Here is a 23,940-nt window from a genome sequence, read left to right on the forward strand (position 1 = left end):
TGATGAAATATAAGCAGGTGTTAGTTAGGCCTAATTGCAGGGAAAGTGAAACATTTCCCGTGCACAAAACACGTGCGCGTGAAAGCATTGCAGCAAATCTTGCCGTTTTGCCATGCGGGGCACATGTGTGAGAACAGGACAGGAGAGTTTCCCAATGGCACAACTCAAGAAAATACTGCTGGTCGATGATGATGAGGACCTGCGCGAAGCACTGAGCGAACAGCTGGTGATGACCGAAGACTTTGATGTTTTTGAGGCGGAGGACGGTCAAAGTGCGATGGAACGCGCCAAAGAGGCCCTGTATGATCTGATCATTCTGGACGTTGGGCTGCCGGATACCGATGGCCGCGAGCTGTGCCGTCTGATGCGTAAGCAGGGGGTCAAAGCACCGATCCTGATGCTGACCGGGCACGACAGCGATTCTGATACCATCCTTGGGCTGGATGCCGGTGCCAATGACTATGTCTCCAAGCCGTTTAAATTTCCGGTGCTGCTGGCCCGCATCCGCGCCCAACTGCGTCAGCATGAACAGTCGGAGGACGCGGTTTTTGCACTGGGGCCCTATACCTTCAAGCCCTCGATGAAGATTCTGCTGACCGAGGATGACCGCAAGATCAGGCTGACAGAGAAAGAGACCAATATCCTCAAGTTCCTGTACCGGTCAAACGATGGTGTAGTGGCGCGTGAGGTGCTGCTGCACGAGGTCTGGGGTTATAATGCGGGTGTCACCACCCATACGCTGGAAACCCATATCTACCGTTTGCGGCAGAAAATTGAGCCGGACCCATCGAATGCGCGGTTGTTGGTGACCGAATCCGGCGGATATCGGCTGGTGTCCTGAAAATTTCTTAGCCTAGGTATTTAATATGACAAATAAACACCTACCTAGATTCTAACGAGACCCCGCGCATATCCGGGTTATGATATGCACCTCCCTGTTGGACTGGCCGGGCTCTGAGCCCGGCCTTTTTTTATTCTCGACTCAGCGGTTCAAAACCCGCAGGCGGCTTTCGAACTCACCGCGGTCGACGTAACAGCCATGCAGGTGCCGGAACCCGGTTTGTGGATCAAACGCCTCGCGTCCGTGCAGCACCCGTCGGTTGTCAAAGACGACCATCTCACCCGCTTTTAGTTTCAGCGTGACCAGGTAAGCATCGGCGCGAGTCATGATCATATACTGGCGGTAGGCCCGGTAGTACCGGGTCATCAACGCGGGCTCCAGATCCAGCACATCAGCAATATGGGCGTTAAAGCAGATCTCGATTACCTGGCCGTCCTCGTCCAGATTGATCACTTTCTTGCGGCTTCGGATGTCGGTATCTTCATCATGGAAGCGGAACGGGATCGACACCGTCGACAGCAGCTCAAAGGCCTCGGGGTCCAACTGCCGCAGGTCTTCGGCAATGGCATAGCCGTCGCAGAACAGCGACCCGCCGCCCTGTGCCTCGTTGGCCAGACAGTGCAGGAACTGAAACCCGGGCGGCAGTTCCTGGTTGGTCAGATCAGTGTGCAAAGGCAGCGCGATCGAGGTATAGGCCAGATTGTTTGGGTTGGGTTTGGATTGCACTTCGAAGGTCAGGCCAAAGTTGGTCTGTCGCAGAAATCCAATGCGGCGGGCCACATCCATGCCCGCATCGGTATTATCGGCCAGACCCTCGACAATGGAAAAGCCTGAGACCTGGGTCTTTACCAGCCAGTCTTGCAGCGCGCTGTCAGAGTTCAGCACCTGGTCCGCCTGGACCCGGGGCACACCCTCGGCCCCCAGATCCTGACGCCAGAGGCCAAAACCTGTATGCGCCGGATCGGCTGCGCGCTTGCCGGGGCGGTGTTGACGCAGCCAGCCCATGTCAAAGCTGCTGACGGTGGTCTCGTCGGCCCACCAGATCGTCAGGCTATTATCATCGGCTTCGATTTTGGCCGGGCAGACATCCAGCGAGAAACTGGTCAGGTCGCCGGTGCGTTCCTTGGTCTGGGGGTGAAACGCTGCCGGATCATTGTCGCGCAGCCAGATGTAAGGGAAATCGGCATTGCTGCCGTCCGGCCAGCTGATGTGAACCATAGCGGTATCGGGACGCAAAGTTGCGTTGCTCATTTGGAGACCTCCAAAAAGAAAAATGTTGTGGGAATCAGAGTCCGGGCCGCAGCCCGGCTATGCGGTCTGTGGCGGTGGCCACCAGTCGTGCACCTTTGTGTAGGGGTGTCCGGGGAGTCTCCCCAACACTGCAGTCATGTCCGATTTCCGTTTCAACATCTTTTGGAACTGCGGGCATTTGAGCAAGAAACGGTCAAACCGCAAGAACAATCCACGCCTTGCTACAAATATTGTGCCCATGCCATTCGGCACTGGTGTCGCCCTGCGCAGACGGGCAGACTTGCTCGAAATTGACCTGACCCAACAGATGAGACGCGCATGTCCTTTACTCTTGCCACTTGGAATATCAACTCGGTCCGCCTGCGCGAACCCCTTGTGCTAAAGCTATTGGCGGAACAGGGGCCGGATGTGCTGTGCCTGCAGGAATGTAAAAGCCCGGTGGACAAGATCCCGTTGGATGGCTTTGCCGAGCTGGGTTACCGCCACATGGTTGCGCGCGGCCAAAAGGGCTATAACGGCGTTGCAATCTTGTCGCGACTGCCCATCGAAGAGGTCTGCAGCCAGCAGTTCGGCGGCTTGGATCATGCGCGCCACATTGCCGGGCGGTTGGAAAACGGGGTGACCATCCACAATTTCTATGTGCCTGCTGGTGGCGACAAACCGAATCGCGAGATCAATGAGAAATTTGGCCAGAAGCTCGATTACCTGAGTGATATGCGGGACTGGTTCCACAACGAGACGCCCGAGAAGGCCATTCTGGTGGGCGATCTGAACATTGCACCGCGCGTTGATGATGTCTGGGATCACAAGAAGATGCTCAAAGTGGTCAGCCACACTCCGGTTGAGGTTGATCTTCTGGCGGCGGTTCAGGAGGCTGGCAACTGGGTGGATGTGACCCGTCAGGATATCCCCGAGGGATTGTTGTATAGCTGGTGGTCCTACCGTGCCAAAGACTGGGATGTAGCCAATAAGGGACGCCGTCTGGATCATGTCTGGGCCACCTCCGATATTTCGGCGGCAGGGCATTCGAGCCGGGTCCTGCGGGATGCAAGGGGTTGGGAAAAACCCAGCGACCACGCCCCGGTTTTTGCCAGCTTCGACCTTTAACACAGCAAAAGGGGCGGCTCCCGCCCGTCGTCAGCGCCCCAAGGGACGCGTTCCTCCCGTTGGGCGTGGCGCCGCGCAAAGCGCGGCGCCACGCCCAAGGCTGCTAAGGTCAATCGGCGTAGCCGATGCACCTGCAGGCGCGGGAGCTTTTGGTTTTTGGGAATTGGCGATAGCACCCATTGCCATCATTCGCGCACAAAGAGCAAAAATATCCATTCGGGGGCAGGGCATTTGCGCAACTCCACTCTTGGTTTCTTGCTCGGCAGCTTTCATATAGAGGACAAGCTCGAAGTGGAGAACAAGGTTATGATGGATATTATTGGTGGGGCCGAGGCCCCGGCAGCAGATTTGATCAAGGACGTCACCGAGGCGACCTTTATGCAGGATGTGGTTGAGGCGTCGCAGACGGTGCCTGTAATCGTGGATTTCTGGGCGCCCTGGTGTGGCCCCTGCAAGACACTGGGCCCGGCGCTGGAAGCCGCTGTCATCCGCGCCAAGGGGGCGGTGACCATGGTCAAGGTCAATGTGGACGAAAACCAGATGATCGCCAGCCAGATGCGGGTGCAGTCGATCCCGGCTGTTTTTGCCTTCTACCAAGGCCAGCCGATTGATGGCTTTCAGGGGGCTTTGCCGCCGTCTGAGATTGACGCCTTTGTTGCAAAGATTGTCGAAGCTGGCGGCGGCGCTGCTGACGGCGGTCTGGGCGATGCTCTGGAGGCTGCTGAAGCAATGCTGGCCGAGGGCGAGGCCGAGGACGCGGCGCAGATCTTTGCGGCGGTGATTGGCGAAGACGATAAAAACGCAGCCGCCTACGGCGGCCTGGCGCGGACCCATCTGGCGGGCGGTGACGCGGATCAGGCCGAAGCGGTGCTGAACGGCGCCCCGGCCGAGATTGCCGAAGCCACCGAGATCGAGGCTGTCCGGGCGCAGATCGAGCTGGCGCGGCAAGCTGAAAACGCCGGTCCGGTGGCAGAATTGCGCAGCGCCGTTGATGCGGATCCGACGGACCATCAGGCGCGGTTTGATCTGGCTCAGGCGCTGCATGCTGCCGGCGATGCCGAGGCGGCGGTTGCGGAATTGCTGGAACTGTTCCGGCGCGATCGGGAGTGGAATGACGGAGCTGCCAAGGCTCAGTTGTTTACCGTCTTTGACGCTCTGAAGCCGGAAGATCCGATTGTTCTTAACGGTCGCCGCAAATTGAGCTCGATGATATTTGCCTAATCCCGGCTGAGGGCTAATTTCAAGTCAATGATCCAGTCCACAGACTTACCGGACACGGTTGCCGTGTTTCCTCTGCCCGGGGCGCTTTTGCTGCCCCGGTCAAGGCTGCCTTTGCATATTTTCGAGCCGCGCTATCTGATGATGCTGGAAGACGCCCTGAAGACACCGCAGCGGCTGATCGGCATGGTGCAGCCCTTTGCCGGGCAGGGCAGTGACGAAGGCCTACACGATATTGGCTGTGCGGGACGGGTGACCCAGTTCTCTGAAACCGAGGATGGGCGCTATCTGATCACCCTGTCGGGGGTGTCCCGGTTTCGGATCGAGCAAGAAACCGATGGCTTTACGCCCTATCGGCGCTGTCAGGTCAGCTGGGATGGCTATAAGCGGGATTTGGGCCGGGTTGAGGATGACTGCCGGTTTGATCGGCCCGAGTTCCTTGATCTGCTGGAGCGGTTTTTCTCGTCGCGCAGCCTATCGACCGACTGGGAGGTGCTAAAGGACGCGGATGACGAGCTGCTGATCAACTCGCTGTCGATGATGCTGGACTTTGACCCCGAGGACAAACAGGCCTTGCTAGAGGCGCCGGGGCTTGCCACAAGACGTGAAACCCTGACCACTCTGATCGAATTTGCCCTGCGAGGCGGTTCCAGCGAGGAAATGCTGCAATGACCGAGACCCGGACCGAGACTCAGACCCCCGCCTTTGACCGTCATATGCTTGAGGCACTGGTTTGTCCAAAGACCCACACGGTGCTGGAATATCATGCCGAGGCGCAGGAACTGGTGTCCAAGGCGGCCAATCTGGCTTTTCCCATCCGCAATGGCATTCCGGTGATGCTGCTGGACGAGGCCCGCGTGCTGGAATGATCGCCGTCTAGAAAGTGATCCGGGCGATCCTTTCAGGCGTGAACGGGCCGCGCCCGGCTCTCCGGTTCGGTAAGTTGCGATTAAATCCCTTTGCCCTGCAACAGCTTGGGCAGGTCGCCGGTCAGGCCAGCCGCCTCGCGCACGAAGCTGCGGCGCAGGCCGGGCAGAGAGCCGACAATTCCCATACCAATATCGCGGCCCAACCGCAGTATCGGGTTGTCGTTTGAAAACAGCCGGTTGAACAGATCGGTCGCGGCGGCCAGCGTTGCGGTGTCGAACCGACGCCACTCCTGATAGCGCTGTAGCACCAGCTCCGAGGCAAAATCTTCGCCGCGGCGGCTGGCCTCGGTCAGCACCTGCGCCAGTGCCCCAACATCGCGCAGCCCGGCGTTCAGGCCCTGTCCGGCAATGGGATGCATTCCGTGGGCGGCATCGCCAACCAGCGCCAGATGATCGCCGACAAAAGAATTGGCAAGGGTCAGGTTCAGCGGATAGGTGAACCGCTGGCCGGCCAGGCTGATCTTGCCCAGAAAATCGCCAAACCGGGGGCGCAGGGCTTCGATGTAACCGACGTCATCCAGCGCCTGGATCGCTGCGGCCGTGTCGGTGCTCTCGCTCCAGACAATGGAGGACCGGTTTCCGGGCAGTGGCAGAATCGCCAATGGTCCGGGTGGCATGAAGAACTGATGGGCAATGCCGTGGTGGGGTTTTTCGTGGTCGATGGCGCAGACCAGCGCGGTCTGGCCATAGTCCCAGCCGCTGCGCTTGATGCCACCCCGTTGGGCGGTGCCGCTGTTGCGACCGTCGCAGCCGACCAGCATCCGGCCGCGCAGGGTATCGCCACCATCCAGCGTCAGGGTGACACCGCTGACATCCACCTGTTGCGCCTCGACCCGGCGCTGGTTGATCAGGGTGATGCCGGGCTCGGCCTCCATCGCGGTGATCAGGGCGCGGCGCAGGAAACGGTCTTCGACCATATAGCCCATCGGGCCGTCTTCGATTTCGGCATGATCGAAGTGCATAAAGAACGGTGACGGACCTTGCCCGGCATGGCCATCGGTGACTTTGATTTCCAACATCGGTTGGGCGTTATCGCTGCCCACATGCTGCCATACGCCGACCTGTTGCAGCAACCGCTGCGACGCCAGGGCCAGCGCATAGCTGCGACCGTCAAAGGCGCTGTCCTGCAATTTGGCCTGCGGCAGCGCGTCGATCACGGTGACGGAAAAGCCGGTCTGGGCCAGCGCCAGCGCCAGCGCCGGGCCGTTCAACCCACCGCCAACGATCAGGATATCGGATGTGTTTTTCATGCGCCGCACTATGCGCCTGTGTTCGGGATTGTCCATGGGCGGCAGTGACGCTACCGTCGCTTTGACAGCTAAAGGGAGCGCATAAGACATGTCGGACTGGTTGAAAATGAGCGCGGCGGATCTGGGTCGGGGTATTGAGTGCGGCGAGATCGATCCGCTGCAACTGACCCATACCTATCTGGAGGCCATCGACGCCCATCCCCTGCGCGACCGGATCTATGCCCGCGTCACCCATGACCGGGCGCTGAGTGAAGCCACCGCTGCAGCCAAACGCGCCCGCGCCGGCCAGCGCCGCTCAATGCTGGACGGGGTGCCGATCAGCTGGAAAGACCTGTACGACAGCGCCGGAGTGGGCACCGAGTCGGGGTCGGACCTGTTGCTGGGCCGGGTGCCGGACCAAGATGCACTGGTGCTGCGCAACGCCACCGCCATGGGCACCGTCTGTCTGGGCAAAACCCATATGAGCGAGCTGGCCTTTTCCGGGCTGGGGCTGAACCCGGTCAAGGAAACGCCGCCCTGTATCAACGACGGTGATGCGGTGCCCGGCGGCTCTTCGTCTGGCGCGGCGGCCTCGGTTGCCTTTGGGCTGGCGGCCTGCGGTATTGGCACCGACACCGGCGGCTCGGTGCGTATCCCATCGGCGTGGAATGATCTGGTTGGGCTGAAAACCACCTCGGGGCGGATCAGTCTTGAGGGCGTGGTGCCGCTGTGCCTGAAATTCGACACCGTCGGCCCGCTGGCCCGCAGCGTCGAAGATGCGGCGCTGTTTCTGGGGGTGCTTGAGGGAGCGCCCGCTGCCGATCTGCGCGGCGCCAGCCTAAAGGGGCGCCGGTTTGCCGACCTGCAAACCGTGGCGCTGGATGATCTGGATGACACCGTGCGGGCAGCGCATGAAATGGCGCTGGACCGGCTGCGGGCTGCGGGGGCCGAGGTGGTGCCGCTGGTGGTGCCAGAGCTGCCCGAGGCAATGGCGCTGAGCGGCGTGCTGTTCACCGCCGAGGCCTACGGGTTGTGGAAAGAGGTGATCGAGGCCTCGCCCGATTTGATGTTCCCGGCCATCCTGGAGCGGTTCCGGGCCGGCGGCGATGTCAGCGGCGCGGACTATGTGGCCGCCTGGGCCAGGATAGAGCAGATCCGCATGGTCTGGGATCAGGCGAGCTCGGGGTTTGACGCGGTGCTGTGCCCGACCTCACCGATTTTGCCGCCGAACATGGCGCGACTGCTGAGCGAGGATGACTATTACGTTCACGCCAATCTGATGGCGCTGCGCAACACCCGGATTGGCAATCTGATGGGGCTCTGCGCATTGTCGCTACCGGTAGGCACTGCCAGTTGTGGGCTTCAGGTGCTGGGGCAGCCCGACGGAGAGGCGGCGCTGCTGCGGCTTGGAACGGCGATTGAGCGGGCCTTGGCCTGAAAGCCACATTAACCAATTCACTGGCTGTGGGCGTCTGGACGGATTGCCGCCCGGTCTGTATCTTATGGAAAACGGGGCGAAAATGATCCCGGACTTGAGGCTTAACACATGAATTTTCCCGAGCGGTTTTCGAACCTTCCGGCCTATGCGTTTCCGCGCTTGCGGACGCTATTGGATCATCACACTCCGGGTGGGGATGTGGTCCATATGACCATTGGGGAACCAAAACACGCGTTTCCTCAGTGGGTTACGGATGTCATTGTCGAAAACGCCGCCGGCTTTAATAAATATCCACCCAATGAGGGCACGGACCAGCTGCGCGGTGAAATCAGCGCCTGGATCCAGCGTCGCTATGGCGTGGTGGTGGACAAAGAAACGCAAGTTATGGCGCTGAATGGCACCCGCGAGGGGCTGTATAACGCGGCAATGGCCCTGTGCCCTGAGCAGAAGGCTGGTTTGAAGCCGGCGGTGCTGATCCCCAATCCGTTTTATCAGGTCTATATGCTGGCCGCCCTTTCGGTGGCGGCTGAGCCGGTCTTTGTGTCGGCCACGCAGGCCAGTGGCCATTTGCCAGACTATGCCAGCCTGCCCGAAGAGGTGCTGAACCGCACCGCAATTGCCTATATCTGCTCGCCCGCCAATCCGCAGGGCGCGGTGGCTGACCGCGCCTATTGGACCCAGTTGATCCAGCTGGCCGAGCGCTATGATTTCAAGATCTTCGCAGATGAGTGCTACTCGGAGATTTACCGTGACACTGCCCCACTGGGCGCGTTGACCGTGGCGCAAGAGCTGGGCGCCGACCCGGAACGGGTGGTGCTGTTCAATTCGCTGTCCAAGCGGTCAAACCTGCCGGGGCTGCGCTCAGGGTTGATTGCCAGCGGGCCGCAGAACATGGCGCGGATCAAACAGTTGCGCACCTATTCTGGCGCGCCTTTACCTCTGCCACTGCAGGCCGCCGCCGCCCGGGTTTGGTCGGATGAGGCCCATGTGGTAAAAAACCGGGCGCTCTATGTGGAAAAATATGAGATCGCCGATCGGGTGTTCTCCGGATTGCCGGGCTATATGGCCCCCGAAGCTGGGTTCTTCCTGTGGCTGCCGGTCGCGGATGGCGAGGCCGCTGCATTGACGCTGTGGCAGCAGACCGGCGTGCGGGTTCTGCCCGGTGCCTATCTGGCGCAGGATGCGGACGGGCAAAATCCGGGCAAGGGCTTTATCCGCGTCGCTCTGGTGGCGCCGAAAGATCAAACAGAGGCGGCGCTGACGAAATTGCGCAGCTGTCTGTACTGAATTGCGCCGCGACGGCCCGAGCAGTCGGCCGTTGCTGCGCCCATAGAAAAGACCGGGCCCGCGACCTGCGAAAACAGCAGGCATGGCCCAAATGAGGAACCGAGGTAGGCATGGCATTTCAAACACGCAGTCGCGATCCGCTGTTGGACAGTAATATGCAGGCAGCGATCGAAAAACGGGGCAAGGAGCTGATCGGCATCGCGCTGATCATGCTGGGCCTGATGGCTGCGGCTATGATTGGATCTTATACCCCGGACGACCCCAACTGGTGGGTGTCGACCGACGCTCCCGTGCAAAACTGGCTGGGGCGGCCCGGTGCCTCGATTACCGCGTTGTTGTTCATGATTGTCGGCAAAGGCGCATGGGCGATTTCCCTGATACTGCTGATGTGGGGCGCCCGGTTTGTGCTGCATTGGGGCGAAGACCGGGCGATGCCCCGGACGATATTTGCGCCAATCGCCATTGCGCTGAGTTCTGTCTATGCCGCCAATCTGGTTCCTGATGCGATTTGGGAGGTGAGCCATAACTTTGGCCTGGGAGGATTGTTCGGCGATACTGTTATGGGGGCTTTGCTGACCCTGTCGCCTATCAACTATGTGATCACCGTCAAACTGATGACACTGCTGACTGCGCTGAGCATGCTGACTTTGGGCGCCTTTGTCTTGGGGTTCACCCGTCCTGAGCTGGCCCGTGGCGGCCGCTTCATGCTGGTCGGAGTGGTGATGGCCTATGCCGGCTTGGCCAATCTTCTGGGGCGGGGTGCCACTGGCGGGTTGCAGGCGGCGATGACCTATCGCGCCCAACGCGCACAACGTGCTGCCGATGCCGACGATGAACTGCAGGTGATCGATACCACGGATCGCTATGGGGCGGTGCCTGCCGCTGAGGCCGCCTCGGAACCTGCGGAGGATGTTCTCGAAGAACCGACCCCCGAGCGTGGAGGTTTGCTGTCGCGGATGCCGTCGATGATCCGCCGCAGCGAGACGATCACCATGCCCGAGCCGGAACTGGTTGAGCGCCATTCGACGGTTGAACTGGATGCTGCCCCCGGAGATGACCGGATTGCGGCCAAGATTGCCGATGCCGTCCGCGAGCGCCGAGCCGCTGATCTGTTGCCCGAGCATGATCCAAACCTGCCCCTGACCAAGGGCCGTGGCCGCCGCCCCGAACCGCTGGTGTTCAATCCCCAGTCGCCGTTGGACGGTTTGCCGCCCGAGCCGCCGATGACGGCTATGCCCGTGCCGCCGATGACGGCAATGCCTGTGTCGCTACCGGTCACGGCGCCGGTCATAGCCCCGGACAGTCCTGAGCTGGAGCCAGAAAATGCCATGGTGGCCCCGTCACCAATGGCTCCGCCGGTGGCGGTCATGCCGCTCGCGCCGATGGAGCTGCCGGTGGCAGCGCCGCGTAAATCGGTGGTAGAACTGCCGGTGCTGAAACCGGTGCTGCCCTCGGCCCGCGCCATTGCCGAGGCGCAGCCCGGTTTGGGGTTTGAGGACAGCGACGACGGCTTTGAACTGCCGCCGCTGAATCTGCTGGCCAGCACCGATAGTATCGAGCGCCATCACCTGAGTGACGACGCGCTGGAAGAAAACGCCCGGATGCTGGAGCACGTGCTGGACGATTATGGCGTCAAGGGTGAGATCGTCGCGGTGCGTCCCGGTCCGGTGGTCACCATGTATGAACTGGAACCAGCGCCGGGCTTGAAAGCCAGTCGGGTGATTGGCCTGTCCGATGATATCGCCCGGTCGATGTCGGCGCTGTCGGCGCGGGTGTCCACGGTGCCCGGCCGCTCGGTGATTGGCATCGAGCTTCCCAATGAGAACCGCGAAAAAGTGATGCTGCGCGAGATCCTTGCCTCGCGTGATTTTGGTGACAGCACCATGAGCCTGCCGCTGGCGCTGGGCAAAGACATCGGCGGCGATTCGATGGTGGCCAATCTTGCCAAGATGCCCCACCTGCTGATTGCCGGTACCACCGGCTCCGGTAAATCGGTGGCCATCAACACCATGATCCTGTCGCTGCTGTATAAGCTGACACCAGCCGAATGCCGGATGATCATGATCGACCCCAAGATGCTGGAACTGTCGGTCTATGACGGCATCCCACATCTGTTGTCGCCGGTGGTGACCGATCCGAAAAAGGCGGTTGTGGCGCTGAAATGGACCGTCGGCGAGATGGAAGACCGCTATCGCAAGATGTCCAAGATGGGCGTGCGCAACATCGAAGGCTATAACGGCCGGGTGCGCGAGGCCCTGGACAAAGGCGAGATGTTCAGCCGCACGGTGCAGACCGGATTTGATGATGACACCGGCGAGCCGGTGTTCGAGAGCGAAGAGTTCGCCCCCAAGGTGCTGCCCTATATCGTGGTGATCGTCGATGAGATGGCTGACCTGATGATGGTGGCCGGCAAGGAAATCGAGGCCTGCATCCAGCGTCTGGCGCAGATGGCGCGGGCCTCGGGTATCCACCTGATCATGGCCACTCAGCGGCCCTCGGTTGATGTGATCACCGGCACCATCAAGGCCAACTTCCCGACCCGGATCTCGTTCCAGGTGACCTCAAAAATCGACAGCCGCACCATCTTGGGTGAAATGGGCGCCGAGCAGCTGCTGGGCATGGGTGACATGCTGTATATGGCCGGTGGCGCCAAGATTACACGCTGCCACGGTCCCTTTGTCTCGGACGAAGAAGTTGAGGAGATCGTCAATCACCTCAAGGCCTTTGGCCCGCCGGAATACATGAGCAATGTGCTCGATGCGCCGGATGACGATAAGGCCAGCAATATTGATGCGGTGCTGGGGCTGACCGGGGGCAATACCACGACTGAGGACGCGCTGTATGACACCGCAGTGCAGATCGTGACCCGTGACCGCAAATGTTCCACCTCGTATATTCAGCGGAAACTCGCCATCGGATATAACAAGGCCGCGAGACTGGTTGAGCAGATGGAGGACGAAGGCCTTGTTTCACCTGCAAACCACGTTGGTAAAAGAGAAATTCTGATACCCGAGCCGCAGTAACACGGCTCTTCACATCTGGCGCACAAGGCTTATGTAGGATCTATGAAACAGATTGCATTTGCTTTGGCGCTGATTGCCTGCGCCCCCGCCGCCTGGGCCGCCGAGAAGCTGAGCCTGACTGAAATTTCCGGCTATCTGAATGGGTTGAAGACGGCCCAGACAAGTTTCACTCAGATCAACGATGATGGCAGCCTGTCCACCGGCAGGCTGTATATCCACCGGCCGGGCCGGATGCGGTTTGAATATGATCCGCCGGATTTTGGCACCGTGGTCGCCGGTGCCGGTGCGGTGGCGATCTTTGACAAGAAATCCAACCAGCCCCCCGAGACCTATCCGCTCAGACGCACGCCGCTCTCGGTTATACTGGCCCGTCGGGTGGATTTGAAACAGGCCAATATGGTTGTTGGCCACGGCTTTGACGGCACCACAACCGTGGTGCAGACGCAGGACCCCGAGCATCCGGATTACGGCAGCCTGGAGCTGATGTTCACAAGCGATCCGGTGGAGCTGCGAAAATGGGTGGTGCATGACAACAGCGGTGGCCGGACCACAGTGATACTGGGGCCGCTGGAAACGGGAATGCAGTTGCCATCCAAACTGTTTGACACCTCGTCCAACAGGGCGTCGCGCTAAGGGGCATCTGCCCTTACGCCGACAAGATCACCTACATGGTTATTGCGGCACTGCCCGGCGCGGTCGCCGGGCATTTTCAGCTTGTCCGGCTCAGTTGAACTTGCGGCAATTGGCCAGCTGGCGCTGGTACATATCGGCGCGCGCATCAACCTTGTCCGCCACCCGCAACAGCCAGGGCTTGGACCGGTAGCTGCCCCGGGCATAGCCGGTGTGGCCTTCGTGATAGGCAAGATACTGATTGCGGGCATCCGACAGGGCGATGCCGTTTTTCGCACGGGTCTTGTTCATGTACCAGCCGATGAAATCGGTGGCGTGGCCAATGCGATTGCGCTTGGAACTGCGGCGGCCGGCCTCACGCTGGTATTCGTCCCAGGTGCCATCCAGCGCCTGTGAAAAGCCATATGCGCTGGAGACCCGGCCCATGGGGATGATTCCCAGCACATATTTATGCGGCGTGCGGGCATCCGCCCGATAGCGACTTTCCTGATAGATGGTCGCCATTTGCACATGCACCGGAACCCCCCAGCGGCGCTCGGCCGCTTTGAACGCTTTCAGGTAATCGGATTTCTGGCTGATAATGCTGCACGCATTGTCCAGATTGCGCGGCGGCGATTTTTGGCCACCGCCACAGGATGCCATGATCAACAACGCGATCAGGGCGCTCATGATTCTGCTCATTTGCCTCTGCCTACTTTATTTTTTTTCTGACTATAGCAAAAAATGACCGGTGGACAAATTCACATTTACACAACCAAGGCCAGCAGTAGCGGCAGCGCCACGACCGCCATCAGGGTGGACACCACGACCATGCCGGCCACCGCCTCGGAATCTGCGTTGAACTTTTCCGCCAGCAGATACGAGGTGACGGCCACCGGGGTCGACAATTGCAAGACAAGCACCCCAAAAGCCACTTTATCCAGGGCAAATATCAGCCCCAGCCCCCAGCCGACAGCGACACAGATCAGCAGTTTTGCAAGTGACAGGGCAACCGCCCGAGAGATCTTGCCGGGGGTCAGCCGGGCCACGGCAACGCCCAGCGTAATCAGCATCAGCGGAATCGCCATCTGGCCGATCAGATCCAGTGCATTTGTCAGGAACTGCGGCGTTTGCCAGTCCTGCCACAGGAACAAGCCCCCCAGTAGGGTTGCCCAGACCATGGGTTCCTTCAGCACCTTGCGGCCAGCGCCCTGGCCCGCCACCAGGTAAATCCCAAAGGTGAAGGACAGAACCGAGGACACAGCCAGCACCACAACGCCGTAGCCAAGCCCGGCCTCACCAAAGGCAAACAGCGCCAGTGGCAGGCCGAGGTTGCCGGTGTTGCCAAAGATCAGAGGCGCCAGATAGGTGCGTCGATCCAGCCCGGTAAAGCGCACCAAACCCTGAGCCACCAGTGCGATCAAGGCATAGCCCGCAAGGCTTGCCAGCAGGAATGTGCCCAGGGTGCCTTTGTCCAGACTGGTCTTCATCAGGGCGGTGAAAATCAGGCAGGGCACGGCCAGTGTCATCGCCAGTCGGGTGACAAATTGAATGCGGTACTCAAAGCCGAATTTAACCCAGCCAAAGCCGGTTGCTGCGAGAATAAAAACCGGTGCTACGATTTCGAGCACTGTTAAAGAAAGGTTCACAGACTGTTTCCCCGATAGTCATGTCAATTGTTGGACAAGGTCCTAGGTTACGGGGTAGTGGTAGCGCATAGGGGCAGCAAGACTATGTTAAGAATACGCGCGAAATATCATTTGGGGCAGGTCGTACGCCACAAAAAACACCCGTTTCGCGGTGTGGTTTTTGACGTCGACCCTCAGTTCACCAATACCGACGAATGGTATCAGGCGATCCCCGAGGAAAGCCGCCCGTCGAAAGAACAGCCGTTCTACCATTTGCTGGCGGAAAATGACCAAAGCTATTACGTGGCTTATGTGTCTGAACAGAATCTGGTGGCCGATTATTCTGGCGAGCCGGTGGATCATCCGGATATCCCGGATATGTTTGGCCCGTTTTCAGACGGCACCTATCCGCTGCATTTCCAACTGAACTGACGGCGCTGTCGCTGCGGAAGGTGCGTGCGAGCACGCACCCTACACGGGTTGCGGTGGTTAGTAGCCCAATGCACAGCCATCTTTGCGCGGATCACTGGCGCCTTCCAGCACGCCATCACTGCGGATGCGGATGGCCTGAGAGCCGCCAATCGCGGTTGGTGGTATTTCAACTCTGTGGCCCAGATCAGCAAGCTGCTGGCGCACCTTGTCTGAATATCCCCGTTCGACCTTTAGAACACCCTTGTCGCTAAACGCACGCGGCGCATTCATTGCCGCCTGAATATCCATGTCAAAGTCAGTCAGGTTGGACATAAACCGGGCATGACCATTGGGTTGATAGGCTCCGCCCATGACGCCAAACGGCATCACAACCTTGCCGTCCTGGCGCAGCATGCCGGGAATGATCGTGTGCATGGGCCGCTTATTGCCGCCCAATTCATTCGGGTGCCCCGCTTCCAGTGTGAACCCAGATCCACGGTTTTGCAGCAAGATGCCAAATTTTTCCGACGCGATGCCGGTGCCAAAGCCGCGGAAGATGGAATAGATCAGTGACACCGCCATCCGGTCCTTGTCGACCACAGTGATATACACGGTGTCCTTATGCACAGCTTCGCTGAGCGGGGCAGCGGCGGCCATGGCGCGGCCTGGGTTGATCAGCGCCGCCAGTTTTGCCGCTGTTTCTGGTGCCAGCATATGCTGCAAGTGTGACATGTGATCGGGATCGGCGATAAAGCGGTTGCGGGCGTCATAGGCCAGCTTGGCCGCTTCCGCCTCGATATGAACCCGTTGGGCGCCAAAGGGGTCCATGCCGGCAATGTCAAAATGCTTGAGGATGTTGAGCATTAAAATGGCGGTGGCTCCCTGACCGTTTGGCGGGTGCTCGACCAGTTCCATCCCCTGGTAACTGCCGCTGACCGGGGTTTCGGTGCTGCAGGCAGCGTCGGCAAAATCCTCGGCCTGGTGCACACCACCCTGCTGCTGCAATGCCGCCAACATGTCGTCGGCCACCTCACCTGTATAAAAGGCATCGCGGCCATGCCGGGCGACCCGACGCAGGACTTCGGCCTGGCCGGGAGAGCGGAACATTTGACCGACGCGGGGCGGCTGGCCGTCAAACAGATAGTCCTGCCTGGCAGTTCCTTGCAGGGTTGCCGCATCATTGGCCCAGTCAAAGGCAACGCGTGGCGCCACCGGAACTCCGGCTTCGGCATAGTGAATTGCCGGCTCCAGTATCACATCCAGGCCCAGCTTGCCCTCGGTTTCAGCGAGGTGACAAAAGGCGTCCATTGCGCAGGGAATGGTGACCGCATGTGGGCTTCCCGGTGGGACGATATCCAGCCCCTGATCCCGCAAATGCGCCGCATTGGCTGCCGCTGGCGCCCGACCCGATCCATTGAGCGCCAGCACGTCGTCGCTGCCCGGGCGGGTGTAGAGCAGAAAACAATCGCCGCCGATGCCAGTCATTTGAGGCTCGCAAATGCCCAGCAGAACAGCACCGGCAAGGGCCGCGTCCATCGCATTGCCGCCGCGTTTCAGGATGTCAATCGCCGCCCCGGCTGCCAGTGGATGAGAGGTCGCGCAAAGGCCGTTCTCGGCAAAAACGGCTGACCTGCCCTGAAGTTGAAAATCGCGCATCAATTGAGTCCCCTTGATCGTTGCCGGGAGATTAGAAGTTGAGCATCGAAAGGCAATACGCAAAACAATCGCAATCTGCGCTGGCGGGGCAGGATTTTGACTGTGGACATGGGGGAGGTTTGAATTCCCCGGCGGCGCGCACTGGGTGGGGGCTGTTGAGCGCGGCGCCGAGGGAAGCTATCAGCAGCTACAGCTCAGTATCAGCACAGGGGTAAGGCGCAGTTTTGCCGATTTTGCGGCGGTTTTGTGGCACAGCAACTGGCGGCGGTGGTTAACGGCAGGTATTGCCAACATCGAAACAAAGCGACAGCCGATTATTGCCGTTATTGCGTTCGTATTTTATGTGGCTGGTCAGCTCGCGAATGAGAAACCAGCCGTATCCACCCTCGGGCAGATCTTCACGGGGGACCGACAGGTCGGCGGGCTTGCCTATGGTCAGGTTTTCCCTGGGCAGTGGTCGCCCGGCGTCACCAATGCTGATCCACAGCTGTTGTGTGTCCAGACTGCAGCCGATGTCCACATCACCGGGGGTGGTATCGGCATAGGCATGCTCGACAACATTGTTGACAGCCTCGGCCAGGGCAATTTGCACGTCTTCGGCACGGTCCTCGGGTAATCCCATCCGGCGCAATCGCTCAACCACGGTACCGATGCCCCAGCGGGCATCCTGTTCCGTGGCCAGAAACGAGCAGGCAAAGGAAGCGACCATCAAGTTCTCAATCTGCGCGATTTGCGCCTTCGAATCCATTTGTTAGATATTGCGCACAGCCGTGGCTTCACTCAGCGAGGCATAGAGATCAAAGACGGTATCCATACGGGTCAACCGAAAGACTTTGTCGACCATTGGGCTTAGCCCCGCGAGATCCAGTTTCCGGCTGCTGCCCAATTGTTTCATCGCCGCGACAATCGCGCCTAATCCACTGGAATCAATGAATTTAACCTCAGACAGATCCAGAATAACCCGGCTTGCGCCGCCCTCCGTCTCACTGCGCATGTCTTCCTTGAACTGAATGGCAATTGCGGCATCGATACGTTCGGCGTTCACCGTTACAATCTGGCCACTCTCCGTCATTGTGCTGGTCAGGCTCATTTTTTCCCCCAAAAATGGTAATTCGTTACTGCGCAGTCTAGACCGCAATCCTTACCATTTTGTATGCATGGTTCAGCCAAGGGAGGGAAGAGCATGATCGAGGTTGTTATTGCGGGGGCCGCGCGCACCCCAATGGGTGGGTTTCAGGGGATATTTGATGGGGTCGCCGCTGCCGATCTCGGGGGCGCAGCGATTCGGGCCGCGCTGAAGGGGGCTGGGGCCGCAACCGTCGATGAGCTGCTGATGGGCTGCGTTCTGTCGGCGGGTCTGGGGCAGGCTCCGGCGCGTCAGGCCGGGTTTGCGGCGGGTTTGGGCGAGGCGGTGCCCGCCACCACGCTGAACAAAATGTGCGGATCGGGCATGAAGGCTGCAATGATGGCCTATGACCAGATTGCACTGGGTCATGCAGATACAATGGTTGCCGGCGGCATGGAGAGCATGTCCAATGCGCCTTACCTGCTGCCAAAGATGCGCGGTGGTGCCCGTATCGGCCACAATCAGGTGATCGACCACATGTTTCTGGATGGGCTCGAAGATGCCTATGACAAGGGTCGCCTGATGGGGTCCTTCGCCGAGGATTGTGCCGAAACCTATCAATTCAGCCGCCAGGAGCAGGATGAATTTGCCCTGCGCTCGCTGTCCAACGCGCTGCAGGCGCAGGCCAGCAATGCCTTTGACGGCGAAATCACGCCCGTTACGGTCAAGACCCGGAAAGGCGAGCTGGTGTTTGATGCGGACGAGCAGCCAAAATCGGCCCGTCCGGAGAAAATCCCTACCCTGAAACCTGCCTTCCGCAAGGACGGCACTGTCACTGCGGCCAATGCATCGTCGATTTCGGACGGGGCCGCGGCGCTGGTGCTGGCCTCAGCCGAGGCAGCCGCAGCACAGGGTCTGACCGTGCGCGCCAAAATCCTCGGACATGCCAGTCACGCCCAGGCGCCGGGTCTGTTCACCACCGCGCCGGTGCCTGCGGCGCAAAAGCTGATGCAGCGTATCGGCTGGCGCCGGGAGGATGTCGACCTGTGGGAGGTCAACGAGGCCTTTGCCGTGGTGCCGATGGCCTTTATGCGTGACATGGGCCTGTCCCGCGAGGTGGTCAACGTCAATGGCGGCGCCTGTGCGCTGGGCCATCCGATTGGCGCCTCCGGGGCGCGAATCATAGTGACGCTGCTGAATGCGCTGGAAAAACGCGGCCTCAAACGCGGCATCGCCGCCATTTGCATTGGCGGCGGCGAAGGCACTGCCATTGCCATCGAACGGGTCTGATCTTCATCTGGCTGAAAATATCCCGGGGGTGAATTGGCCGTCAGGCCAAGAGGGGGCTGGCCCCCTCCGCCCCTCTCCGACCTGAGGTTACCCTATGAAAGTCGACTACATTTTTCTGGCCAAGACCATTGCCGCCCTGACCGAAGGCGAAAGTGATCAGGTGGCGCTGATGGCCACAGTAGCCTGCGAGGTGCACTACAGCGATGATCGCTTTGACTGGACCGGTTTCTACCGGGTGACGGAACCTGAGGTGTTGAAAATCGGCCCCTACCAGGGCGGTCATGGCTGCCTGAAAATCCCGTTCTCGCGCGGCGTCTGCGGCGCTGCGGCCCGCAGCGGTAAGGCGCAGCTGGTGGCGGATGTCGAAGCTTTTGCAGGCCATATCGCCTGCGCCAGCTCAACCCGGTCCGAACTGGTGCTGCCGGTCCATGATAGCGCTGGGGGGCTGATCGGGGTGTTTGATATCGACAGCAATTTGCCCGATGCCTTTTCACAGCAGGACGCGGATGCCCTGACCGCAATCCTGTCAGAGGTCTTTACCCGATAGGATCAACCAGATGGCTCCCAAACCTGCAAGCAGCTGCAGCCCAGCGATCATGTGTAGTTGGCTTGAAAAGGGCTGTTTTCGGGTCTTGTGGCGAAACCTCTTGCGCGCCCAATAGGCGCCCGGGGTGCCGCCCAGAAGGCAGGATAGCAGCAGGCTCTGCTCCGATATCCGCCACCGCCGGTGTCGCGCCCGGTGTTTGTCGAGAGCGAAGAGAGCCAGCGTCAGGGTGTTGATGGCCAGCAGATACAGTAGAACGACCAGCCAGGGAAAATCCATCATCACCACTTCTTTCGTCGCTCGCCAACGTCTGAATTAACGTTGCAGAATTCATCTGGGATGTTCTAGGACTTTTACCATGGCCAGTTCCACCAATATCAACACCCCGCAAACACCGCGTGTTTGGCAGATCGACATTATCGTCGCCGATGGCTTTGTGCTGCTGGAGGTGGCGGCCATCGTGGATGCCCTGCGCATTGCCAACCGGATCGCTGCGCAGCCGCAGTTTGCCTGGACCTATCGTTCTGCCCGGGGCGGCCTGATCGAGAGCCGCTGTGAGGCTTTTGTCAACTCAGCCCCCTGTGTTGAGCGGCCCGGGGCGGACTATGCTTTTGTCATCGGCAATAGTGATCCCGACTGCCCGGCGCTGTCGCCGCCGGCGCTGATCTCGGCTTATACCTTTCGCGGCGCGCAGGTGTTTCTCCTGGCCGAGGCCGCAAGCCGTTATATCAAGGATCGAGGGGGGGCGGCGCAACATCTGTCAACCCATTGGGAAAACTCGGCGCTGATGCGCGAGCGTAGCAGCCTGTTCGAGGCAGACAGTGCGCTGGCCAGCGAAGACGGTCTGGTGGTGACCTGTGCCGGCATGGGGGCAACTGTGGATGTGGTGCTGACCCTGATGGGGCGGCATATCTCACCGGCGGCGCTGGTGACGGTGGCCAATGTTCTGTTGCACGACAGAATTCGGGACTTTTCGACCCGTCAGCCCTTTGGCGGGGCGCGCAGCAACACCACCGGCGACACCGCGCTCGACCGCTGCATTCAGATCATGCAGGACAATATCGAGGAGCCGGTGCCAATTGCTGAACTGTCCCGGCAACTGGGCCTGTCCGCCCGCTCGCTTGAGCGCAGGTTCCGGGCCGGTTTCGACACCACGCCGAACAGTTTCTATCGTGAAATTCGCCTGAGCAAGGCCAATAACCTGCTGTTGAACAGCCGCCTCAGCGTCGGTGAAATTGGCCTGGCCTGCGGCTTTCCCAGCGGTTTTTCCAGCCTGTACAAGGCACAGTTCGGACTTACTCCGATGGCCCTGCGCAAGCGCTGCGGGGCAGGGGGGCAAAGGACAAATAGCTGTGTCGAAAATGATGGATAATCGTCAGGATATGGCGGAAATCGTGCATTTTCATTTGTGGTGACATGGCAGGTTAATCCCGAACTATTTAGTCTGGAGCAATGTCATGAGCGATCTTCCCAACAAGGCCCGTGTGGTCATTATCGGCGGTGGCGTCATCGGCTGTTCGGTGGCCTACCATCTGGCCAAACTGGGCTGGCAGGATGTGGTGCTGCTGGAGCGCAAACAGCTGACCAGCGGCACCACCTGGCATGCGGCCGGGCTGATCGGTCAGCTGCGTGCCAGTTCCAACATGACCAAGCTGGCCCGCTATTCCGCTGAGCTGTATAACGGGCTGGAAGCGGAGACGGGTGTTGCCACCGGCATGCGCCAGGTTGGCTCCATCTCGGTGGCCTTGACCGAGGAGCGGCGCGAAGAGCTGTATCGCAGTGCTGCCATGGCCCGCGCCTTTGGGGTGCCCGCCGAGGAGCTGTCACCGGCGGAGGTCAAACAGCGTTATGATCATCTGAACCTTGATGGGGTAACTGGTGGGATATGGTTGCCTACGGATGGCCAGGCTGATCCGGCCAATATCGCCCTGGCGCTGGCCAAGGGGGCGCGCCAAAATGGGGCGCTGATCAAGGAACGCATCAAGGTGACCGGCATGACCCGCCAGGGCCGCCGGGTGACCGGGGTAGACTGGGTCAGTGATGACGGTGCGCAGCAGGGTCATATCGAGGCTGATATGGTGGTGAACTGTGCCGGCATGTGGGGCCGCGAGGTCGGCAAAATGGCGGGCACCAATGTGCCGCTGCATGCCTGCGAGCATTTCTACATCGTCACCGAGGCGATCCCCGGTCTGACCCAGATGCCAGTGCTGCGGGTGCCGGATGAATGCGCCTATTACAAGGAAGATGCCGGCAAGATCCTGCTGGGGGCTTTTGAGCCCAATGCCAAGCCCTGGGGCATGGAGGGCATTTCCGAGCGCTTTGAATTTGACCAGCTGCCGGAAGACTTCGACCATTTCGAGCCTATACTCGAGGCCGCCTGCAACCGGATGCCGATGCTGGCCGAGGCCGGTATTCACACCTTCTTTAATGGCCCCGAGAGCTTCACCCCGGATGATGCCTATCACTTGGGTCAGGCGCCTGAGATGGACAATGTCTGGGTGGCGGCGGGCTTTAACTCGATCGGTATCCAGTCAGCTGGCGGCGCCGGCATGGCGCTGGCGCAATGGATGGATGCGGGCGAGAAGCCGTTTGATCTGGGCGATGTGGACGTGTCCCGTATGCATCCGTTTCAGGGCAATCAGCACTACCTGTATGAGCGCTCCAAGGAAACGCTGGGGCTGCTCTATGCCGATCACTTCCCGTTCCGCCAGAAGGCCACTGCGCGTGGCGTGCGTCGCTCACCGTTCCATCAACAGCTACTGGACCGCGGCGCGGTGATGGGTGAAACTGCTGGCTGGGAGCGCGCCAACTGGTTTGCCAATGAAGGTCAGAAGCGTGAGTATCAGTATAGCTGGAAACGCCAGAACTGGTTTGAAAATTCAGCCGCCGAACACCGTGCGGTGCGTGAAAACGTCGGCATGTATGACATGTCCTCGTTCGGCAAGATCCGCGTTGAGGGCCCTGATGCCGAGGCCTTTCTGAACTATGTCTGTGGGGCCAGTCTTTCGGTGCCGCTGGGCAAGATCGTCTATACTCAGTTCCTGAATGCGCGCGGCGGCATCGAGGCCGATGTCACCGTCACCCGGATGAGCGAGACCGCCTATCTGGTGGTGACTCCCTCAACCACCCGGCTGGCAGATCAAACCTGGATGATGCGCAATCAGGGGGATTACCGGGTGGTTTTGACCGATGTAACTGCAGGCGAGGGCGTTCTGGCGGTGATGGGTCCGCGTTCGCGTGAGTTGCTGCAAAAGGTCTCGCCCAATGATTTCTCCAATGCGGTGAACCCCTTTGGCACCGCGCAGGAGATCGAGCTGGGCATGGGCCTCGCCCGGGTACACCGGGTGACTTACGTGGGTGAGCTTGGCTGGGAGGTCTATGTCAGCTCGGATATGGCGGGACATGTCTTTGAAACCCTGTCCGAGGCAGGGCAGGACATGGGGCTGAAACTGTGCGGCATGCATATGATGGACAGTTGCCGGATCGAAAAGGGCTTTCGCCACTTTGGCCATGACATCACCTGCGAGGACCATGTGATTGATGCCGGACTGGGTTTCGCGGTGAAGACCGACAAGCCCGATTTCATCGGACGGGATGCGGTGCTGGAGCGCAAGGAAACCGGCCCCAAGAACCGCATGGTGCAGTTCAAGCTGACTGATCCGGAACCGCTGCTGTATCACAACGAACCGTTGCTGCGGGATGGCGAGATTGTCGGTTACATCAGCTCGGGCAACTACGGTCACACGCTGGGGGCTGCCATTGGCATGGGCTATGTGCCCTGCGAGGGCGAAAGCGCCGCTGATGTGCTGGCCTCGAGTTATGAAATCGACGTGATGGGCACCCGGGTCAAGGCCGAGGCCTCGCTGAAGCCGATGTATGACCCCAAGTCCGAGCGCGTGAAGCTCTGATTTCTGTTGAACATGCTGCCGTTTGGTGAGAGCCATGCGGCAGCCGGTTCGAACAGAAAGTCCTCCTAATGATGCCCTTCAGCGCAATTCTTGTGGTCATCCTGTTGCTGGCTATTGCCCTGCTGCATCTGCTTTGGGCCATGGGCAGCCATTGGCCGGCAGCGGATGAAGCAACTCTGGCCAAAACGGTTGTGGGCAGCAAAGGCATTAAAAAGATGCCGCCGCGACTGGCCAGTCTGATGGTTGCCTTGGTGCTGACCGGCGCCGCCCATGTTGTGATGGCCTATGCGGGTCTAATGCAGGGTTTTTTGCTGTTTCAGATGTACCGAATTCTGCTGGTTGCGATGATCCTTGTGTTCTCGTTCCGGGGGCTTGTTGCCTATGTCCCGCAGTGGCGCGCGATGGTGCCCGAGCAGCCCTTTGCCCGGTTTGACCAGACCCGATACGGCCCGCTGTGCATTTTGATTGCGGCGCTGCTGCTTGATGTTGCCTTGACCTGATGCCG

At 59.9% G+C, this 23,940-nt stretch carries 23 protein-coding genes; 15 read left to right on the forward strand and 8 right to left on the reverse strand.

The genetic code is table 11. The features are described from left to right. Nucleotides 1-154: 154 nt before the first annotated feature. Nucleotides 155-841, forward strand: coding sequence for a response regulator transcription factor (locus QPJ95_RS08765; RefSeq protein WP_270917429.1), 687 nt, complete (start codon nt 155-157; stop codon nt 839-841). Nucleotides 842-982: 141 nt separating this feature from the next. Here the strand turns inward: QPJ95_RS08765 and QPJ95_RS08770 are convergent, their stop codons facing one another. Then, nucleotides 983-2,092 (reverse strand): TauD/TfdA family dioxygenase, encoded by a 1,110-nt coding sequence (locus QPJ95_RS08770; protein ID WP_270917430.1) that lies wholly within the window; start codon nt 2,090-2,092, stop codon nt 983-985. Nucleotides 2,093-2,410: 318 nt separating this feature from the next. Between QPJ95_RS08770 and QPJ95_RS08775 the strand changes: the two genes are divergently transcribed. The 4 genes from QPJ95_RS08775 to QPJ95_RS08790 all read left to right on the forward strand — a co-directional run bounded on the left by QPJ95_RS08775 (nt 2,411) and on the right by QPJ95_RS08790 (nt 5,286). Next, on the forward strand, nt 2,411-3,199 hold the full coding sequence (locus tag QPJ95_RS08775) for an exodeoxyribonuclease III (protein WP_270917431.1): 789 nt from the start codon (nt 2,411-2,413) through the stop codon (nt 3,197-3,199). A gap of 306 nt (nt 3,200-3,505) precedes the next feature. Beyond that, the gene (locus QPJ95_RS08780; protein WP_270917432.1) at nt 3,506-4,420 is read left to right on the forward strand and encodes a thioredoxin family protein; all 915 of its coding nucleotides are present in this window, start codon (nt 3,506-3,508) and stop codon (nt 4,418-4,420) included. 27 nt (nt 4,421-4,447) lie between these two features. Further along, nucleotides 4,448-5,089 carry an LON peptidase substrate-binding domain-containing protein gene (locus QPJ95_RS08785; RefSeq protein ID WP_270917433.1) on the forward strand — a complete coding sequence of 214 codons (642 nt, stop codon included), beginning with the start codon at nt 4,448-4,450 and terminating at the stop codon, nt 5,087-5,089. After that, nucleotides 5,086-5,286 carry a Trm112 family protein gene (locus QPJ95_RS08790; protein WP_270917434.1) on the forward strand — a complete coding sequence of 67 codons (201 nt, stop codon included), beginning with the start codon at nt 5,086-5,088 and terminating at the stop codon, nt 5,284-5,286. Before QPJ95_RS08785 ends, QPJ95_RS08790 begins: the two co-directional genes overlap by 4 nt. Before the next feature lie 80 nt (nt 5,287-5,366). Here the strand turns inward: QPJ95_RS08790 and QPJ95_RS08795 are convergent, their stop codons facing one another. Then, nucleotides 5,367-6,596 carry a UbiH/UbiF/VisC/COQ6 family ubiquinone biosynthesis hydroxylase gene (locus QPJ95_RS08795; RefSeq protein WP_270917435.1) on the reverse strand — a complete coding sequence of 410 codons (1,230 nt, stop codon included), beginning with the start codon at nt 6,594-6,596 and terminating at the stop codon, nt 5,367-5,369. Nucleotides 6,597-6,684: 88 nt separating this feature from the next. On the opposite strand from QPJ95_RS08795, the gene QPJ95_RS08800 reads away from it, so the two are divergent. The 4 genes from QPJ95_RS08800 (at nt 6,685) to QPJ95_RS08815 (ending at nt 12,956) form a co-directional block, all read left to right on the forward strand. Then, nucleotides 6,685-8,013, forward strand: coding sequence for an amidase (locus tag QPJ95_RS08800; protein ID WP_270917436.1), 1,329 nt, complete (start codon nt 6,685-6,687; stop codon nt 8,011-8,013). Between the two features lie 108 nt (nt 8,014-8,121). Beyond that, complete coding sequence (locus tag QPJ95_RS08805) at nt 8,122-9,300, forward strand: aminotransferase class I/II-fold pyridoxal phosphate-dependent enzyme (RefSeq protein WP_270917437.1); 1,179 nt, start codon at nt 8,122-8,124, stop codon at nt 9,298-9,300. 110 nt (nt 9,301-9,410) lie between these two features. Then, nucleotides 9,411-12,323 (forward strand): DNA translocase FtsK, encoded by a 2,913-nt coding sequence (locus tag QPJ95_RS08810; protein ID WP_270917438.1) that lies wholly within the window; start codon nt 9,411-9,413, stop codon nt 12,321-12,323. A gap of 42 nt (nt 12,324-12,365) precedes the next feature. After that, nucleotides 12,366-12,956: a LolA family protein gene (locus QPJ95_RS08815; protein ID WP_270917439.1), complete on the forward strand. Its 591-nt coding sequence runs from the start codon at nt 12,366-12,368 to the stop codon at nt 12,954-12,956. A gap of 90 nt (nt 12,957-13,046) precedes the next feature. Here QPJ95_RS08815 and QPJ95_RS08820 read toward each other — a convergent pair whose 3' ends face one another. Both QPJ95_RS08820 and QPJ95_RS08825 read right to left on the reverse strand, forming a co-directional pair. Next, nucleotides 13,047-13,634: a transglycosylase SLT domain-containing protein gene (locus tag QPJ95_RS08820; RefSeq protein ID WP_270917440.1), complete on the reverse strand. Its 588-nt coding sequence runs from the start codon at nt 13,632-13,634 to the stop codon at nt 13,047-13,049. Between the two features lie 65 nt (nt 13,635-13,699). After that, nucleotides 13,700-14,581: an AEC family transporter gene (locus QPJ95_RS08825; protein WP_270917441.1), complete on the reverse strand. Its 882-nt coding sequence runs from the start codon at nt 14,579-14,581 to the stop codon at nt 13,700-13,702. A gap of 84 nt (nt 14,582-14,665) precedes the next feature. Between QPJ95_RS08825 and hspQ the strand changes: the two genes are divergently transcribed. Next, complete coding sequence (gene hspQ, locus QPJ95_RS08830; protein WP_270917442.1) at nt 14,666-14,992, forward strand: heat shock protein HspQ; 327 nt, start codon at nt 14,666-14,668, stop codon at nt 14,990-14,992. Nucleotides 14,993-15,049: 57 nt separating this feature from the next. Here hspQ and QPJ95_RS08835 read toward each other — a convergent pair whose 3' ends face one another. From QPJ95_RS08835 to QPJ95_RS08845, 3 genes are all read right to left on the reverse strand, one after another. Further along, the gene (locus tag QPJ95_RS08835) at nt 15,050-16,627 is read right to left on the reverse strand and encodes a gamma-glutamyltransferase family protein (RefSeq protein WP_270917443.1); all 1,578 of its coding nucleotides are present in this window, start codon (nt 16,625-16,627) and stop codon (nt 15,050-15,052) included. 271 nt (nt 16,628-16,898) lie between these two features. Beyond that, complete coding sequence (locus QPJ95_RS08840) at nt 16,899-17,336, reverse strand: ATP-binding protein (RefSeq protein WP_270917444.1); 438 nt, start codon at nt 17,334-17,336, stop codon at nt 16,899-16,901. 42 nt (nt 17,337-17,378) lie between these two features. After that, complete coding sequence (locus QPJ95_RS08845; RefSeq protein ID WP_270917445.1) at nt 17,379-17,717, reverse strand: STAS domain-containing protein; 339 nt, start codon at nt 17,715-17,717, stop codon at nt 17,379-17,381. Between the two features lie 93 nt (nt 17,718-17,810). On the opposite strand from QPJ95_RS08845, the gene QPJ95_RS08850 reads away from it, so the two are divergent. Both QPJ95_RS08850 and QPJ95_RS08855 read left to right on the forward strand, forming a co-directional pair. Beyond that, on the forward strand, nt 17,811-18,983 hold the full coding sequence (locus QPJ95_RS08850) for an acetyl-CoA C-acyltransferase (protein ID WP_270917446.1): 1,173 nt from the start codon (nt 17,811-17,813) through the stop codon (nt 18,981-18,983). Between the two features lie 94 nt (nt 18,984-19,077). Then, nucleotides 19,078-19,530 (forward strand): GAF domain-containing protein, encoded by a 453-nt coding sequence (locus QPJ95_RS08855; protein WP_270917447.1) that lies wholly within the window; start codon nt 19,078-19,080, stop codon nt 19,528-19,530. Here QPJ95_RS08855 and QPJ95_RS08860 read toward each other — a convergent pair. After that, nucleotides 19,510-19,809 (reverse strand): DUF1294 domain-containing protein, encoded by a 300-nt coding sequence (locus tag QPJ95_RS08860; RefSeq protein ID WP_270917448.1) that lies wholly within the window; start codon nt 19,807-19,809, stop codon nt 19,510-19,512. The two genes, QPJ95_RS08855 and QPJ95_RS08860, sit on opposite strands and share 21 nt — an antisense overlap. Before the next feature lie 76 nt (nt 19,810-19,885). Between QPJ95_RS08860 and QPJ95_RS08865 the strand changes: the two genes are divergently transcribed. The 3 genes from QPJ95_RS08865 (at nt 19,886) to QPJ95_RS08875 (ending at nt 23,935) form a co-directional block, all read left to right on the forward strand. Beyond that, on the forward strand, nt 19,886-20,899 hold the full coding sequence (locus tag QPJ95_RS08865; protein WP_270917449.1) for a GlxA family transcriptional regulator: 1,014 nt from the start codon (nt 19,886-19,888) through the stop codon (nt 20,897-20,899). Nucleotides 20,900-20,984: 85 nt separating this feature from the next. Continuing rightward, a complete protein-coding gene (locus QPJ95_RS08870) occupies nt 20,985-23,435 on the forward strand; it encodes a GcvT family protein (protein WP_270917450.1) in 2,451 nt (816 codons plus the stop codon). 68 nt (nt 23,436-23,503) lie between these two features. Then, nucleotides 23,504-23,935, forward strand: a complete 432-nt coding sequence (locus tag QPJ95_RS08875; protein ID WP_270917451.1) for a DUF3995 domain-containing protein — start codon at nt 23,504-23,506, stop codon at nt 23,933-23,935. Nucleotides 23,936-23,940 lie beyond the last annotated feature (5 nt).

It is taken from the genome of Parasedimentitalea psychrophila (assembly GCF_030285785.1).
GTDB lineage: Bacteria > Pseudomonadota > Alphaproteobacteria > Rhodobacterales > Rhodobacteraceae > Parasedimentitalea > Parasedimentitalea psychrophila.

Bases quoted from the DNA above. Each gene is read 5' to 3' on its own strand.
- QPJ95_RS08765 (WP_270917429.1), top strand. From the start codon at position 155: ATGGCACAACTCAAGAAAATACTGCTGGTCGATGATGATGAGGACCTG.
- QPJ95_RS08770 (WP_270917430.1), bottom strand. From the start codon at position 2,092: ATGAGCAACGCAACTTTGCGTCCCGATACCGCTATGGTTCACATCAGC.
- QPJ95_RS08775 (WP_270917431.1), top strand. From the start codon at position 2,411: ATGTCCTTTACTCTTGCCACTTGGAATATCAACTCGGTCCGCCTGCGC.
- QPJ95_RS08780 (WP_270917432.1), top strand. From the start codon at position 3,506: ATGATGGATATTATTGGTGGGGCCGAGGCCCCGGCAGCAGATTTGATC.
- QPJ95_RS08785 (WP_270917433.1), top strand. From the start codon at position 4,448: ATGATCCAGTCCACAGACTTACCGGACACGGTTGCCGTGTTTCCTCTG.
- QPJ95_RS08790 (WP_270917434.1), top strand. From the start codon at position 5,086: ATGACCGAGACCCGGACCGAGACTCAGACCCCCGCCTTTGACCGTCAT.
- QPJ95_RS08795 (WP_270917435.1), bottom strand. From the start codon at position 6,596: ATGAAAAACACATCCGATATCCTGATCGTTGGCGGTGGGTTGAACGGC.
- QPJ95_RS08800 (WP_270917436.1), top strand. From the start codon at position 6,685: ATGTCGGACTGGTTGAAAATGAGCGCGGCGGATCTGGGTCGGGGTATT.
- QPJ95_RS08805 (WP_270917437.1), top strand. From the start codon at position 8,122: ATGAATTTTCCCGAGCGGTTTTCGAACCTTCCGGCCTATGCGTTTCCG.
- QPJ95_RS08810 (WP_270917438.1), top strand. From the start codon at position 9,411: ATGGCATTTCAAACACGCAGTCGCGATCCGCTGTTGGACAGTAATATG.
- QPJ95_RS08815 (WP_270917439.1), top strand. From the start codon at position 12,366: ATGAAACAGATTGCATTTGCTTTGGCGCTGATTGCCTGCGCCCCCGCC.
- QPJ95_RS08820 (WP_270917440.1), bottom strand. From the start codon at position 13,634: ATGAGCAGAATCATGAGCGCCCTGATCGCGTTGTTGATCATGGCATCC.
- hspQ (WP_270917442.1), top strand. From the start codon at position 14,666: ATGTTAAGAATACGCGCGAAATATCATTTGGGGCAGGTCGTACGCCAC.
- QPJ95_RS08835 (WP_270917443.1), bottom strand. From the start codon at position 16,627: ATGCGCGATTTTCAACTTCAGGGCAGGTCAGCCGTTTTTGCCGAGAAC.
- QPJ95_RS08840 (WP_270917444.1), bottom strand. From the start codon at position 17,336: ATGGTCGCTTCCTTTGCCTGCTCGTTTCTGGCCACGGAACAGGATGCC.
- QPJ95_RS08845 (WP_270917445.1), bottom strand. From the start codon at position 17,717: ATGAGCCTGACCAGCACAATGACGGAGAGTGGCCAGATTGTAACGGTG.
- QPJ95_RS08850 (WP_270917446.1), top strand. From the start codon at position 17,811: ATGATCGAGGTTGTTATTGCGGGGGCCGCGCGCACCCCAATGGGTGGG.
- QPJ95_RS08855 (WP_270917447.1), top strand. From the start codon at position 19,078: ATGAAAGTCGACTACATTTTTCTGGCCAAGACCATTGCCGCCCTGACC.
- QPJ95_RS08860 (WP_270917448.1), bottom strand. From the start codon at position 19,809: ATGATGGATTTTCCCTGGCTGGTCGTTCTACTGTATCTGCTGGCCATC.
- QPJ95_RS08865 (WP_270917449.1), top strand. From the start codon at position 19,886: ATGGCCAGTTCCACCAATATCAACACCCCGCAAACACCGCGTGTTTGG.
- QPJ95_RS08870 (WP_270917450.1), top strand. From the start codon at position 20,985: ATGAGCGATCTTCCCAACAAGGCCCGTGTGGTCATTATCGGCGGTGGC.
- QPJ95_RS08875 (WP_270917451.1), top strand. From the start codon at position 23,504: ATGATGCCCTTCAGCGCAATTCTTGTGGTCATCCTGTTGCTGGCTATT.